This window comes from Mucilaginibacter rubeus (assembly GCF_014643835.1).
GTDB lineage: Bacteria > Bacteroidota > Bacteroidia > Sphingobacteriales > Sphingobacteriaceae > Mucilaginibacter > Mucilaginibacter rubeus.
In genome coordinates this window covers 405,651-421,560 of record NZ_BMKD01000003.1, presented here as the reverse complement: position 1 = coordinate 421,560, position 15,910 = coordinate 405,651, and the positions used below count along the sequence as shown (strand labels likewise).

Genomic DNA, 15,910 nt, shown 5'->3' with positions numbered 1-15,910 from the left:
ATAGTTTATTTAATTGGTACATTACGTTGATGGCCATAACTATCGGTTACAGTTATCGATGCCATGTTATCATCAATATTAATGAATCTGCCCGATTGCGACAAGAAAGAATTACCATTATAAAACTCCTGTTTAGCAGTTTTACCATTTTTGTATTTTATGGTTGCAAATGCATCAAGCGGCTGCAGATTATAGGTTTTAACTGGCCGTTTCAGTTCAAACAATTTCATACTGTCACGATTTTGAGTAGCTGCCAACAGGTAGTTACCACGGGCTCCTTTAAGCTTCACCAGGGCCTTGCCATTGCCAGGAATATAAATACCGCTTTGCATAATGCTGAGCGGTTTAAAGCCACCTTTGCCATCTCCCTTTAGCAATAAACCATTAAAAGCATCATAACGGCCAGTTGCAACCTCAGTGCCGTAGTCATTGCCGTTCAGTGCAACATCAAGGTTGCCATCTCCATCAAAATCATCAACAGTAATGCCGCATAGTTCAGACATTTGCGCTTCAACCGGGAGTGGAATAGCCGTAAACTTCCCTCCCCCGTCATTGCGTAAGTATACCGATTGCAGGTAGTTCACTTTTAAACGCAATGCCCCCTCACGCATTTTTGGGGTTATCACCGAATCCATTGTCGCTGTTGCAAATGACCTATAATTCTGGAATCTGATACGCATGCTGATCATTTGCTTCACAATATCGTCGCGCCCGAAAGCCGGAAATTCCTGCAATTGGCCCTGCTGATCTTTCAGGAAAACAGAGGGGAAAGCATCGTAGCTGCCATTCTTATCAAAATCCTTAGCAGTAATATAAATCGGGTATTGATCGGTTGCTTTATAAAAAGTATTGAGGCCGGTATTGCCTATAATGTAATCAGTATCTCCGTCGTGGTCAAAATCGCCGGAGGCAATTGTATTCCACCAACCAAGCTTATTTTCAACGCCGGTGCTTTGCGTTACATTTTTGTATATGCCATGATCGTTTTTAAGGAATGTGATCGGCATCCATTCGCCGGTAAGAATCAGGTCGGGCCACCCGTCATTATTAAAATCGGTAAATGTGGCATCGCAAACCAAACCTATATTATTCAATTCTTTTGCCGCTGATGCGGATACGTCGGTAAATTTGATAACGCCGTTCTTGCTATCGTTACGCAAAATAAAACTTGAAACCGGCTTAGGATAGTTCCAGGGATCCACACGGCCGGAGATAAACAGATCCATTTTGCCGTCGCGGTTTATATCTGCTGCTTTTACACACAGTTTGCTGGTAAAGTTTTTAGGCAGGGCATCGGGTTGCAGTTTGAAGTTGCCTTTACCATCGTTAACATAAAGCCTGTCCTGGTAATTTGATGAACCAGGCTCGCTTTCATAACCGCCGCTGGCAACGTACAGATCAAGGTCGCCATCGCCGTCGGCATCAAAAAGCAACATACCTTCGTCTTTCACTCTTACAGGCGATATCATATGTGCCATATCGTTGGGATCTCCAACCGGGATGATAGTTTTAGGTTGAGGCACTAAATCGCGCTGAATAAATTTTCCGCTGGCTTGCTGCAATAATAACTGAGCCGGATATTTTGTAGTGCCGCCTACCACCATATCATCAATGCCGTTACCATCTACATCGCCAACCGCTACGGCCGGCGTATATTCCGACAGTTTATGCGGAAGCAGTTTCTGAACATTAAAATCGATATAATCCTGATCATTATGTTTATAGGTTATTCCTGCCGATTGAGTGACATCTTTAAACAACGCAGTGTTATCAACAGAGGGCTGTTTATTGGTATAATTAAGCTTCGCATCGCCAATTTTAACCTGGAGTGTTTGATTCGTTTTAACATGGGTAAGCACCTGTTTTTTACCGTTATCCCAGCGGATCACTACCGAATCGAGTTGAGATATGTTACCCAGGCCAAAGTGGGCGATATCCTGTATGGTTGATAAATAACCACGGTAAGGTGTATTTTCATAATATTGATGTTTGCCGTGATCGTAATAAATATCGGCAAAAGCACCAAGACCGTTCAGGTTTTTAGTACCGCCGTGAAACTGTATATGTAAGTAGTTACTACTGTTTGTTGCTTTATTACGGGAGGTGTTTCTGTACACCATGGCTTCATCATTAATATTGTTGATCACCATATCCATTGCGCCGTCATTATCCAGATCGGCATAGGCACATCCGTTTGAAAACGAGGGAGCATCAAGCCCCCAGCTTTGGGTTACATCTTCAAACTGCACACCATTGGTATTGCGGAAAGCATAGTTGGGTATTTTCACAATCGGGATTTGGTCAAGCACCTGTTGGGTTGACGCTACCGAATAGGCCATTTGCCTGAAAGTTATAAAATCATGATCAGTTACATCGCGCGGATAGCCATTGGTTATTACAATATCGCGATACCCGTCATTATCAAAATCGGTTATCATGGGTCCCCAGCTCCAGTCTGTTTGTCCAACACCACTTAAAAAAGCCACATCGCTAAATGAGGGGTCGCCAATAGAATCATTACCGCCAATTCGCGGGCCGTTGTTTAATTGTAAAGTATTACGGGTGTATTGATATTGATATTGATACCTGTCGAAATTTTGAAATATCTGGTAATTATTAGGCGGCATGAACATCTTTTTACGGTAGTTATCCTCGGGGTTCATGTCAACCTCAAAAACATCGGCAAGACCATCGTTGTTTACATCCTCAATATCCTGCCCCATGGAGCTGAAGGCGGTGTGCTTAAAATACTCCTTCACTTTATCTCTAAAAGTGCCGTCGCCGTTATTGATGTATAAAATGTTATCGGTTAAAAAATCGTTGGTTACGTAAATGTCTTTCCAGCCATCTCGGTTAATATCTACAATGGTGGCAGCATGTCCATAGCCTTCGGTCCCAATGCCTGCCCGTTTGGATACGTTGGTATAAACCGGGTGTTTTAACGCCGGATCCCAGTCGCAGCGGTAAAGCTGCCCGGTACTCCGGTGACTTCCATTAGTTATTATCGGCCTGAAAGTACTTTGATTATCTCCGGCTACAGCCTCATTAACGGTGAGGTACATATCCAGGTCGCCATCGTTATCATAATCAAAAAACGACGCCATGGTTGAGTGAAGTTTTACATTGAGGCCATACGCTTTAGCCATTTCTTTAAAGCGCGGTACGCCGTCGTTACCTATTCCCTGGTTTACATAAAGCAGATTAGTGCGCTTAACCGAATCATCAAGCAAAGTATAGCACACATATATATCCATAAGGCCGTCGTTGTTGATATCAACAACAGCCACTCCCCTGCCCCAGCCGCCACTCCCCTTTACACCGGCTACGTCGGTAACGTCATCAAATTTCATATCGCCCTTGTTAAGGTATAGCTTATTTGATGTAGTATTGGCTACAAAGTAGATATCCTGCAGGCCATCATTATTAAAATCGCCTATGCCCACGCCACCGCCATTATACAGGTTAAGTTTGGTAAGCGGGTTTATGGTGTCATTTTCAACGATTTTATTATTGAAGGTGATACCCGAGTGCGAAGAAGGTACCTGTTCAAAAAGTGTAGCTTTTTTACAGGCACTAAATAAAACGGCAACCAGGCATATAAAGGGAAGGGTATACTTCATTATTGGTTAGTAAACTATAAAAAAAGGTGGAGATAACTATCTCCACCTAAAGTTAAATATTTAAAATCAATGGTTAATTAATAACCAGGGTTTTGTTTCAATACACCTTGTCCGGTTGATGCAGACAAATCAATTTCACTTTGCGGAATTGGATAGTATTCGTTTCTGCCTTTGGTGAAATGAGCGCCTTTTAGCTGTAGGTTGATATTGATATCATATGCAAAGAAGGCGTTGATCTCATTTGCCATGCTTCCAGTACCCTGATCCCAGCGTTGTAAGTCAAAGAAACGCTGACCTTCCATCGCCAGTTCAAGCTTACGCTCAAAATGTATGGCTGTACGCGCATAATTTTTATCAGCAAACACACCGGCAGGGTAAGGTTTGATCAGATAATTATCAGCCGGAGTAGTTTTAACTGTATACTCAGATTTTGAGGGATCATAAGCAGAGTTTTTGTAAACCCACCATGAACTGCCGGCAGCACGGTTACGGACTAGGTTCACATAATCCAAAGCTTTATTAACATCCCCAACTTCAACTTCGGCTTCAGCAGCCATTAAAAGTACATCACTCCAACGCATCAGGTTTACGTTATTTGAAGTAACCTCGTTAGCTGCCCAATAGTTTTCGGTACTTGAATTGGTACCTTTTTCGGCAGACGAGTAAACGTTTTTACGCGGGTTAAATACACCGTCTGTAGGGTCACGGATCCAGGCAGCCGGAGGATTACCCCAATCAAGATACGGAATATTTGGGCGGCCCATGGTGATATCAATACGAGGATCTACAGTACCGGTATATGGATTAGTCTTTCCACTAACTAATTGACCATCATTAAAAGTAGTAAACAACGGCAAACCACTGGCATCCGTTTTAAATGAGTTAGCCAGTGATTGAGATGGATTAAACCAGCCGCAGCAAGCGCCAGGGCCTCCGGTATAGGGAAAGTTAAGCTCATCACCGGTATTACCATTGTTACCACCCGAGTTATCATTTACCGAAGCCTGTGCTGCAAAAACTGATTCGGGGCTATTTTTTTGGGCAGCCTGCGGACTAAAGTTCCTTTGAAAGTTCACGTTTAACGCAAACTTGCTACCGTCACCTTTTATCCCGTTTGGTATTAAGTCATCAAACAGCTTCTTGGCTTCTAAAAATTTATGCTGAAACATTTTTGCTTTTGCCAAATATGCAACGGCAACCCATTTATTAGCGCGGCCTTTTTGTGCCTGGGTAACAGGAATATTGTCAATACCGGCTTGCAAATCAGCTTCAATATTTGGCCATATATCCTTGTCGTTAGGCAAGTTGTAATTGGTGGCAGTTTCGTCAACATAAGGAATCATGTTATACATTTTTTTAAGCTCCATATAATAATACGCTCTTAAAAATTTAGCTTCACCAGTTATCCTTTTAACATCATCAGCGCCTATATCTTTCGCAAGGGCAAGCGTACGCAAAACGTCATTTGCACGGGCCACACCATCAAAGCATAATGTATACTTTGAAGTGATATACGGATTTGAGGTTGCTAATGTAAAATTACCCACCGGCAATGCGTCGTTACCGCCGTCTGATGGTTCAGAGCCTTTATAGGCATCTCCGGCAGCCACGCTGCCAAATAACCAGTTAGAACCGGCCGCGTTAATACCGCCGCCGCGACCGCCTACACCATCAAGCAATGAATAAGTGCCTATAAGCAAACTCTCAACACCTGTTTTATTAGCTACGATACTCGGGCTTAACGACCGTTGTATAGGCCTGTTCAAAATATCCTTCTGGCAGGCGTAAACCATACACACTAACAATACGGCTAATGGTATAATTACTTTTATGTTTAATTTTTTCATAACTTTTATGATAATATAACTATTAGTATTAGAATGTTGCGTTTACACCAACGTTATAAATTTTCTGATTTGCAGGATAGTTACCGAAATCAATTCCGAAGCTGGTGTTATCCTGTAAGTTTGAATTTTGAAGCTCGGGATCTAAACCTTTGTATTTTGTTATGGTAAATAAGTTATTGGCTAATAAATATACCCTTATCCTGCTGACACCTAAACTTTTAATTTTTGATTGAGGAATAGTATAGCCTAATGTCAATGATTTAAGTCTTAAGTAAGATCCATTTTCAACATAAAATGAGTTGAATACGCTCGAAGTACTTAAGTTGGCATTTCTGCTTAACTGAGGTACAGTTGCATGGCTGTTATCAGCACCTTCGCGCCAAACATTAGGACCTAAAATGTCGGCGCTTACGTTGCCGTTAAACACCTGAGGGAAATAAGTCCAGTATTTAATATAATTAACTACTTTATTACCATAAGTACCGTAGAAGAACGCATTAAAGTCGAAACCTTTGTAGCTTGCTCCTAAGGTTAAACCACCGGTAAATTTAGGGTTAGGATTGCCTATAAACGTCCTGTCCTTATCATCAATGGTGCCATTATGGTCTACATCCACATATCTGAATGCACCAGGTGCTTTACCAGGCTGGGCTGGCGCAGCATCAACTTCGGCTTGGTTTTGAAATAAGCCCGATACCTGATAACCAAAAAACTCACCTACAGGTTGGCCTGGCTGCAACCTAACAAAATTTTGCAAACGGGTTGAGCCTGAGCTGTTGTAGTCTTTATATTTCAGGCCACCGCCCAAAGCAACCATTTTATTTTTGTAATGGCTAAAATTTAATCCTATGTCATATCTCAATCCGTTACCCGCCGTACCGTGGTAACCGAAGTCAATATCAATACCTTTGTTACTGATGTTACCACCGTTTACATAAGGTGCAGATGCGCCACCTTGCGGTGCGAACAATGATGAAGGGAATAGTAAGCCAGATATATCTTTTTTATACAACTCCACAGAAAGGGTAAACTTGTTATTGATAAAAGTTGCATCAAAACCAACGTTGGTCACCTTATCAGTTTCCCAGGTTGTTGATTCATTACCAATTTGAGATTTATATAAACCGGTTAAGGTTGAGTTGCCTGTACCTGTTATATCGTAGTTAGCATTACCATTTGATTTTGCGTATAAACTATAAGCATTACTTTGGCGCTGATTAACACCCGATAACGAACCCAGGGTTCCGTAACCTCCCCTGATTTTTAAGTCATTCAGCCAGCTTACGTTTTTCAGGAAGTTTTCTTTAGAAATACGCCATGCACCAGTTATTGAACCAAACGTACCATATTGATGGCCAGGAGCAAAGAACGATGAACCATCATGACGAATAATACCACTGATATAATATTTTTCATCATAGTTATAGTTAACCTGACCGAATTGTGAATATAATGTGTTGTTGTAAAGCTGGTCGACAGCGTTTGTTGGTGTACCATCACCATTTTCTACAGTTACGTAGTTAGGATCATAGCTTAGCGCATAGGTAGTATTACCAGCTCTTATACCACGGCCATAATTTGTAATAGCCTCAGTTGCAACGAAAGCTTTAATACTGTGTTTGCCAAATTGCTGGTTGTAGCTTAATTGATTGGTCCATGTGTATGAGCTGTTATAGCCTGCAACCTCAGTGAACGAATTGTTGGTGGTATTACCTTCAGAGTTTTCATACGCGGTTGGGGTAAAGTAGTAGTAGTAGTAGTTATCTACCGTTCCACCAAACTGGGTGCGCACAGTGAAATGTTTCAGGAAGTCAACCTCAGCAAATACGTTACCGGTAATATCCCAGTTGTTGTTCCTGTCGTTTTTTGTACGTTCCTGACGGGCAACCGGATTGCTTGAGTTACCCAAAGACCCAGGCCGTGTACCCGCATAGTTGCCCATGATATCGTAAACCGGAATTATAGGTGGTTCACGATAAATATATGATATGCCGTTGCCTTCATTTTGGTTGTTGCTTACATTGGGATTTCTTTTGTAGAAGATGTATGCGTTTTCACCTACACGAATATTTTTTCCAACATTAAAATTGGTATTAATTCTTGATGAATAACGCTTAATGTAAGTATCAATAAGCGTACCCTGTTGATTATAGTAACCTATCGAGAACAAATAAGTCGATTTTTCGCTACCACCGCTTGCAGTAATGTTATGGCTTTGTATAGGTGCAGGTTTAAACACTTCATGAAACCAATCTGTACCTACTTTATTTGCCCTGGTAATATTATTTACATCCAGCTTATCTATGCCGTTCGGACCCAAACGGTCGGGGTTCAACGGTTTCCCGGTAAGTGTGTTCAGGTTGTACCAGTCAGCGGTAGTACCAGGGTCACCTACATGCGCACCTGCAGGCTGTATAAAATCAGGTATTGTCCAGGTTTTAGTGTTCTTTGGATCAAACTGGGTATTTGTAGTAAGCGCATTTGAATTTTTAAATGATTCATACACCGCTTGCATATAAGTTTGAGTGCCCGCAAGTTTAAAACCATCCGCAAGCGGCCTTTGGGTACCATACATGCCATCATAAGTTATAGTGGCAACACCAGATTTACCTTTTTTAGTAGTTACTACAACTACACCGTTTGAACCACGTACGCCGTAAACCGACGCAGCACCGGCATCTTTTAATACCTGGATTGATTCGATATCGTTAGGGTTAACGTTATCAAGGTTACCTTGTGTACCGTCAATAATTACCAGCGGGGCTGTGCTGTAAATAGAACTGATACCACGAATATTAACAGATGTTCCCCCACCCGGGTTACCGGAATTGGTAACTGTTACACCGGCTGCCTGGCCCTGAAGTAAAGAGGTTGTGTTACCAGAAGGCACAGTTTTTAAACTCGCCACGTTAACAACCGCTACCGAACCTGTAATGTCCTTTTTACGTTGTGAACCGTAACCAGTAACAACCACCTCATTAAGCGTGCTGCTGCCTGATTGTAGCGTAACCCGAAGGTTTACATCGGTACCTACCTTGACTTCGGTAGTTTGATAACCGATGTAAGATACTACCAGTGTATTGCCCGGGCTTAGGGTTAAGGTGAATTCACCATTAACATCAGTTACAGTACCTGTACTTGTACCTTTGACGCGTATAGAAGCGCCAACAACAGGTAATTTATCGTCGGAGCCGATAACTTTACCTTTGTACTTTGTTTGTGCTGTAACTACCAATGAAGATACCAGGCAGCATAGCAGCAAACCCAAGTATCTTCCTTTTAGGAGTAAACTTTTAAACATGAGATTGAGATTTAGTTGATTAATATATTTGATTTAAGCTTTTAAGTCGATAATTGGTATTGCTAAGTTTTAAAATAGAAAATTGCACACTTGCGGGTAGCCTGTTTGAACTGAGCGATTGTGAGATAAGCTCTGTTAAACAGATTAATGGAAGATGAAGTGTTGGAAAGTAAAAAATGTAAAAGTTTTATCATATGAACTTCTCTCGTATAATTTTTTTTAAACTTTTTATCCGTGTAGTCACCTTTTTTATGCTACCGCAACCGAAGCAACATTAAAGTTAAAATGTTATAATAATATTAGATTTTGAACGATTTCTGCCAAAACAGAAATTTATATTGGCTATGGAACTAATGTAATTAGTGTGTACTGTATACACAAGTAAAATAGGTAGATTTACAAATTAATTATTTATAGGTCGATTTATCCACTAAAATTACAAATTGAGAATATTTCATTAATACATTGCTAACACATGGCCTACTTTTTTAAAAATATCGTATTGTAAAAGTGTTGCTATTATTCTGTAACCAGTGCAAAAAAGTTGTTGAAACAATAAATATTACCCCAACCGAGCTGTTATCTTAAATATTTTGCCCTTAGTTTAATGTGCGGGCCCTCCCTGCCATAATTTACCAAAGTGTTAAAATATCATTATACTTTGCAAATACTGTCAGGTCAACATTTATTATTAATTATACAATAATAAATGTTAAATATACATTTACCCAAGCAGTACTTTTCAAACAATAAATGTTCAGATTACATTTATTACAATCGATTTCACGCCATTATACAACATTTTATACACTTTTTCCAAAACAAAACGGCACCGGTAAACTTTACTTACCGGTGCCGTTCAGATATTTTCGTGCATCAAAAAATACCTTTACTATTTTTAACAAAGTGCTAAAAATGTATTACACTTTAAATGGCACTATTTAGCCCACCAAACCGATGTATTATGCGTATCGGCCGAGTTGGTTCCTATTTCAACTACAAATTCGCCTGGTTCCCAGTCATACTTAAGCTGCGTGTTATAAAACTTCAATAGCTCCGGAGTAATAGTGAAGCTTACCTGTTTTGACCCACCCGGCTTAAGGCTTATTTTTTGATAACCCTTAAGCTCTTTTACCGAACGGCTGATACTTGCTACAGGATCGCTTATATATAACTGTACCACTTCTTCCCCCGCATATTTACCCGTATTGGTTACTGTAACAGTAGCCGTTAAGGTTTCATTACCTTTTAATTTGGTTTTGCTTACGCTAACAGCGCTGTAGTTAAAGGTGGTATAGCTTAAGCCGTAACCAAACGGATAAAGCGGATCGTTTGAAATATCAAGATAATTTGACCTGAATTTTGAAGGACCGCCTTTGTATGGCCTGCCCGTGTTTTTGTGGTTGTAATAAATAGGTATTTGCCCTACGCTGCGCGGAAATGTAGCAGTTAATTTACCGGCCGGGTTATAGTCGCCAAATAATACATCGGCGATGGCGTTACCGGCCTCGGTGCCGGGCGCCCAAACGTCAAGTATCGCGTTAGCATGCTTATCTTCCCAGGTTAGGGTAAGCGGACGACCGTTAAACAGCACAATCACCATCGGTTTGCCCAGTTTTGAAAGTTCCTTCAGCATGTTTTTCTGGCTTTCGGGAATATCGATATCCGAGCGGCTTGACGATTCGCCCGACATGCTTTGGGATTCACCAACAACAGCCACAATCACATCCGATTTTTTAGCAGCGTCAACCGCTTCTTTCAATAATTCGTCAGCCGGCTTAGCATCTAAAGAAACCATTCCGGGACCAAAGTTCAGCCTTTTAATAAACAAACTATCTTCAGTTACATTAGCACCTTTAGCATAGTTAATGGCAACATTGTTACCCACAACATTTTTAATACCTTCCATTACGCTCACCGATTTTTGCCACTCGCCGGCAATAACCCATGTACCCAGCATATCGCGGTGATTATCGGCCAATGGGCCTACCAATGCGATGCTACCGCCTTTTTTAAGCGGAAGCGTTTGATTATCATTTTTTAATAATACGAAGGAATGTTTAGTAATCTCTCTTGCAGCTGCGCGGTTCGCAACTGATAGCTCTTCTTTAGCCTCTTTACCGGCATCCATCGATTTGTAAGGGTTATCAAACAAACCTAATTTGTACTTAGCTTCCAATACACGCTGGCAGGCCTGGTCAATTTCCTGCTGGGTGATTTTCTTTTGTGTAAGTGACTTTTTCAACGTTTTCAAGAACCCCTCTCCTACCATATCCATATCCAAGCCGGCTTTCAGCGCAAGGGCAGATACTGTTTGCAAATCGCCAAGGCCATGATCTGTCACTTCGTTTACAGCGGTATAATCAGATACCACGAAACCTTTAAAACCCCATTGTTTTCTTAATAAATCGGTTAACAACCATTGGTTAACTGTTGCAGGCACACCATCAACTGTATTAAATGAACTCATGAAACTGCCCGCACCGGCATCAACTGCTGCTTTATATGGCGGCAGGTAATCCTGGTACATTTTAATGCGGCTCATATCAACTGTGTTATACTCACGGCCGGCTTCTGCGCCACCGTAAAGTGCAAAGTGTTTAACGCAGGCCATCACGGCATCGGCATCTTTCATACTGGTACCCTGGTAACCCTGCACCATAGCTTTTGCCACTTGTGAACCATACCATGGGTCTTCACCCGAGCCTTCAGAAATACGGCCCCAGCGCGGGTCGCGGGCAATATCAACCATTGGCGAAAACACCCAGTTCAAACCTTCGCCGGTTGCTTCTTTAGCTGCAATTTGTGCCGACTGTTTGATCAGGCCCATGTCCCACGTTGCCGACATGCCCAAGGGGATAGGGAAAATAGTACGGTGACCGTGGATCACGTCCAAACCAAAAATAAGCGGAATGTGCAGCCTTGAGTTTTTAACGGCTATATCCTGGATCTGGCGGGTTTGTGCTGTACCCCAAACACCAAACACTCCACCAATTGATCCATTTTTTATATTTTCTTCAACCCCTTTATTTACTACCGATCCTGTTGTTGCCGCTCCGATGGTTACCAGGTTTAACTGCCCAATTTTTTCATCGAGTGTCATTTTACTCATCAGGCCTTTAACATAGGCATTCATTTTTGCATCTTCGGTTTTGCTTTGGGCCAATACCTTATTATAAGGCATCAACGCCAAGCAAAGTGGCGTAATGGCTATAACAAGCCGACTTGAAAAATACTTTTTCATTTTTTAATTTATGTGGGTAGTAAATAATTGGTTAACAAATATGACTAATAATCAGAGCATTTCATTGCGCCTTTAAATATTTTTGACAATTTTAGAAACAGGATGCTACGGCATTTATCATAGTGTATTAAGTACACAATTGTAAATATTATAATTAAAAAATCAAACTTTATTTGTACAATAGCACAAATGTTAAGTAAACAGCAACTTATTGAGTACAGCGAGGATGCCCGCAAAAATTACGTAAACCACATTTCTATTGATTGTGTTGTATTTGGATTTCATGAGGGGCAAATGAAAGTGCTGCTATTAAAAACCCATGACGAAGAGAAGTGGTATTTGCCCGGCGGTTTTGTACTTAAGGAAGAACCGATAGACAATGCCGCTGTAAGGATACTACAGGAACGTACCGGTTTAGATAAAATATTTTTACAGCAGTTTCGTGTATTTGGTGATCCCGACCGTTCAAAGGTCCATAACGATATGTATGCCGATATGCTGCCAAAAGAACAAAACTGGTTTTCTGGCCGGTTTATATCTATTGGCTATTACGCGCTGGTCGACTTTTTTGGCGTTATACCCCACCCCGATCAGTTTTCGGAGCTTTGTGCCTGGCGCGACCTGGATGACATGCCCGAGATGCAGCTCGACCACGAAAATATTTATAAAAGCGCTTTGGATGCCTTGCGCCTGCAGCTTAACTATCAACCCATAGGTTACAACCTGATGCCGAGAGAATTTACCATGCCCGAGCTGCAAAAATTGTATGAAGCCATTTTAGGTAAAAAGTTGGACAGGCGTAACTTTCAACGCCGGATCTTAGCTTTTGGCATCCTTAACCGGTCTGAAGAGCCACGTAAAGGCGGTGCGCATAAGGCGCCGTACCTGTATTCGTTCGATATAGAAAATTACCAACACGCCTTAACCGAAGGGTTTAAAGGCGGTTGGTAATTGCCGATAAAAGGGTTATGGCTCACGCCGCGGCTATCGCCCGTTTTAATGTAAAATAAAATGTACTGCCCGAACCTATTTCACTATCCACGCTAATTTTACCTGCTTGCGCCTCAATAAAATCCTTGGCGATGGCAAGGCCTAAACCCGTGCCGCTTTGCTCGGATGTAGCATTAGGCACCTTAAAATAGCGCTCAAACAAACGGGGCAGATATTGCTGTTCTATTCCCTTGCCATGATCAGTTACCGAAAACTCTATCTCATCGTTCTTATGTTTTTTAACAACCAGTTCAACTGTCGATTTTTCGTGGCTATATTTTATAGCATTCGAAAGCAGGTTGATGAGCACCCAGGTTGTTTTATCCAAATCGGCATGTACTTTGGGGAGGCTTTGATCGCATTTCACCTTAATTTCTACATGCTTTTGATCGGCTATAAACTTAATGGCTTTTACGGCATAATCCACAATATTTTGAGGATGCGTACTGCCGAAGTTAAGTTGTAATTTACCTGTTTCAACCTGTGCCATATCCAGCAGCTCGCCGGTGATGAGCAACAGGCGGCGGGTATCGTCTTCTATATTACCTATCAGCTGGCGCTGCTCGGCATTTACTTCGCCTATACGTTCATCTTCCAATAATTTCAGGCTCATTTTTATGGATGAGATAGGGGTTTTTAACTCGTGCGATATGGTAGCGATGAAATTAGTTTTTGCCTCATCCAACTGTTGATACTCGGTAATATTTTTTAGGATAATCACTTTGCCTATCACTTTATCCCTGCTGCTTACCGATAATGATTCGCGCGAATAAAAACCTTCGCGCTCATCAGCAAAGATCCGAAGCTTTGCCTGGTCATTAACAAGCAGCTTGCGCATCAGGTCATTTTCGATGGCAATATCTGGCGCGTATTTACCGTTGAGCTGATCTGGCTTCATGCCGATCAGGTTGCAGGCCACCTGGTTGGCAAAAATGATAACACCTTTTTCGTCAAGACCAATAATGGCATCATGCATGGAATTGATAATAGTTTCAATCCGCTTTTTCTCAAACAGGATACTGGCCAGGTTACTGTTTTCAAACTCATCAAGCTTGCGGGTCATGTTATTGAAAGCCTGGCCCAGTTCGCCAAACTCATCGTCCGACTCAAAATGAATCTGCTGATGGTAGTTTTTGTTTGATACCTCTTTAATACGGACCGTAAGCTCCTTAATTGGGTTGGCGATGTATCCCGGGAAATTAACCGCGAAACTGAATGCCACCAAAAACAAAAACGCGCCTAAAAATGCCACCAGCAACGACCCTCGTTTTGAAGTTGTGTTAGCTATCTCATTCTTTCGCGCGATGGCATCCATGTTGAGCTTCATTATCCCATATACCTGCCTGTGCAGGCGATTGCGTAAGTCGTCTTCGGTTATTTTATTATCAGGTTCCTGCGTTAAACGTTCAAAAATAGCACGCAAAGAATCAGTAAGCTGCAGCTCGCCAACCTCGGTAATATTATGTTCCTGCAATACCAAATTGTCATTTATCGTTTTTTGTTGGTCTGCCGATAGTTTGTCGGTGCGCGAATCAATAGCGGTAAGTATATTTTGCATATACTTTACTGTTTTATAATTATCCTTTAATATAGCACCTGCATCGGCAGATAACCGATTTAGGAAATATATCGACATTCCGCAGCAAATTATTGCCAGTACAAACAGGAAACCTATCCCTGCCCGGAGTTTATTTTTTATTGTCATGGCTATGAAAGTATTACAAGGTCAATATCAGTTTTCGACATTTTATTTAGTAGCTGTGTAAACACCGCTGTTTTCATGATAAGCTGGTAAAATTTAAACCGCGGCTTGCCGATGCAAATCGTGGTAATATCATATTTTTCGGCCGTTTCCCAAATAGTACGTGCTACGTGATCGCTCTTTATCTTAAGCACTTCACCACCCAATTGAGTGGCCAGTTTCATATTATTTATGAGATGCCTTTGCGTGGCTAAGTTAATTTTATCGCTGCTCTCGCGCGAAGTTTGCACATACAGCAAATACCATTTGGAGCGATAGTATGACGATAACCTTGCTGTTTTACGGATAATAACCTTAGCCGACTCATCATTGGTACTGATACAAGCTAAAAACAGCTCGGGCCTTAGCTTAATTGTTTTAGGCACCTCAATATCAATTTTCCGCTCTACCTGGTGGGCCACCTCACGCAGGGCCAACTCGCGCAACTGCAAGATCCGCTCCGCCTGGAAAAAGTTACTTAGCGCTGTCGGGATCTTTTTCTCATCATAAATTTTGCCTTCTTTAAGTCGTTCAATCAACTCATCGGCGGTAAGGTCGATGTTTACCACCTCGTCGGCCAGTTGCAGAACCTTATCGGGTACACGCTCGTGGATGGTTGCACCGGTTATCCGTTCCACTTCCTCATTAAGGCTTTCCATGTGCTGAATGTTCACCGCACTGATCACGTTAATGCCTGCATTCAGGATCTCCAGTACATCCTGCCATCGTTTTTCATTGTTGCTGCCCTCAATGTTGGTGTGGGCAAGCTCGTCAACTATAACCACCTCGGGGCGCAGGCTTATTACAGCTTTCAGGTCCATCTCCTCCAGCTCCTTCCCCTTGTAAAACAGTTTACGGCGGGGTATTACAGGCAAACCTTCCAGCAAGGCATGGGTTTCTTTACGGTTATGGGTTTCGATGTAGCCAATTTTCACGTCGATACCATTGCGCAGCAGGGTTTGGGCCTCCTGCAGCATCCGGTAGGTTTTGCCTACACCGGCACTCATGCCTATATATACCTTGAACTTTCCGCGGCGCGATTTTCTGATCAGCTCCAGGAAATGCTCTACAGATTGCTCTTTAGTGTCCTCATTCATAAGTCGCCTTTGAATCTTCCTTTAGTTTTTATGGTGTTCCATGCCGGTCAGGCTTTCCGCTCACTTTGCA

Annotated in this window: 7 protein-coding genes; 1 reads left to right on the top strand and 6 read right to left on the bottom strand. The window is 41.9% G+C overall.

The annotated features are described in order from the left end of the window. Window positions 1-5: 5 nt before the first annotated feature. From IEX80_RS12005 to bglX, 4 genes are all read right to left on the bottom strand, one after another. Entirely contained in the window at window positions 6-3,620 is a 3,615-nt protein-coding gene (locus IEX80_RS12005; protein ID WP_176623161.1) for a VCBS repeat-containing protein, read from the bottom strand. 77 nt (window positions 3,621-3,697) lie between these two features. After that, complete coding sequence (locus IEX80_RS12000) at window positions 3,698-5,467, bottom strand: RagB/SusD family nutrient uptake outer membrane protein (protein WP_090531531.1); 1,770 nt, start codon at window positions 5,465-5,467, stop codon at window positions 3,698-3,700. 28 nt (window positions 5,468-5,495) lie between these two features. Continuing rightward, window positions 5,496-8,768, bottom strand: coding sequence for a SusC/RagA family TonB-linked outer membrane protein (locus IEX80_RS11995; protein ID WP_090531529.1), 3,273 nt, complete (start codon window positions 8,766-8,768; stop codon window positions 5,496-5,498). Between the two features lie 937 nt (window positions 8,769-9,705). Continuing rightward, window positions 9,706-12,012: a beta-glucosidase BglX gene (bglX, locus tag IEX80_RS11990; protein WP_188833034.1), complete on the bottom strand. Its 2,307-nt coding sequence runs from the start codon at window positions 12,010-12,012 to the stop codon at window positions 9,706-9,708. Window positions 12,013-12,201: 189 nt separating this feature from the next. Here bglX and IEX80_RS11985 point away from each other — a divergent pair, with 189 nt between their 5' ends. Continuing rightward, entirely contained in the window at window positions 12,202-12,963 is a 762-nt protein-coding gene (locus IEX80_RS11985; protein WP_090531523.1) for an NUDIX hydrolase, read from the top strand. Window positions 12,964-12,985: 22 nt separating this feature from the next. On the opposite strand, the gene IEX80_RS11980 is transcribed toward IEX80_RS11985, so the two are convergent. Both IEX80_RS11980 and IEX80_RS11975 read right to left on the bottom strand, forming a co-directional pair. Beyond that, the gene (locus IEX80_RS11980; protein ID WP_090531521.1) at window positions 12,986-14,707 is read right to left on the bottom strand and encodes a HAMP domain-containing sensor histidine kinase; all 1,722 of its coding nucleotides are present in this window, start codon (window positions 14,705-14,707) and stop codon (window positions 12,986-12,988) included. A gap of 2 nt (window positions 14,708-14,709) precedes the next feature. Beyond that, window positions 14,710-15,840: a sensor protein KdpD gene (locus tag IEX80_RS11975; RefSeq protein WP_188833033.1), complete on the bottom strand. Its 1,131-nt coding sequence runs from the start codon at window positions 15,838-15,840 to the stop codon at window positions 14,710-14,712. Window positions 15,841-15,910: the final 70 nt, after the last annotated feature.

What these genes read in the sequence shown, in the direction of transcription:
- IEX80_RS11980 (WP_090531521.1), bottom strand. Translation starts at nt 14,707, where the DNA reads ATGACAATAAAAAATAAACTCCGGGCAGGGATAGGTTTCCTGTTTGTA.
- IEX80_RS12000 (WP_090531531.1), bottom strand. Translation starts at nt 5,467, where the DNA reads ATGAAAAAATTAAACATAAAAGTAATTATACCATTAGCCGTATTGTTA.
- IEX80_RS11995 (WP_090531529.1), bottom strand. Translation starts at nt 8,768, where the DNA reads ATGTTTAAAAGTTTACTCCTAAAAGGAAGATACTTGGGTTTGCTGCTA.
- IEX80_RS11975 (WP_188833033.1), bottom strand. Translation starts at nt 15,840, where the DNA reads ATGAATGAGGACACTAAAGAGCAATCTGTAGAGCATTTCCTGGAGCTG.
- IEX80_RS12005 (WP_176623161.1), bottom strand. Translation starts at nt 3,620, where the DNA reads ATGAAGTATACCCTTCCCTTTATATGCCTGGTTGCCGTTTTATTTAGT.
- IEX80_RS11985 (WP_090531523.1), top strand. Translation starts at nt 12,202, where the DNA reads ATGTTAAGTAAACAGCAACTTATTGAGTACAGCGAGGATGCCCGCAAA.
- bglX (WP_188833034.1), bottom strand. Translation starts at nt 12,012, where the DNA reads ATGAAAAAGTATTTTTCAAGTCGGCTTGTTATAGCCATTACGCCACTT.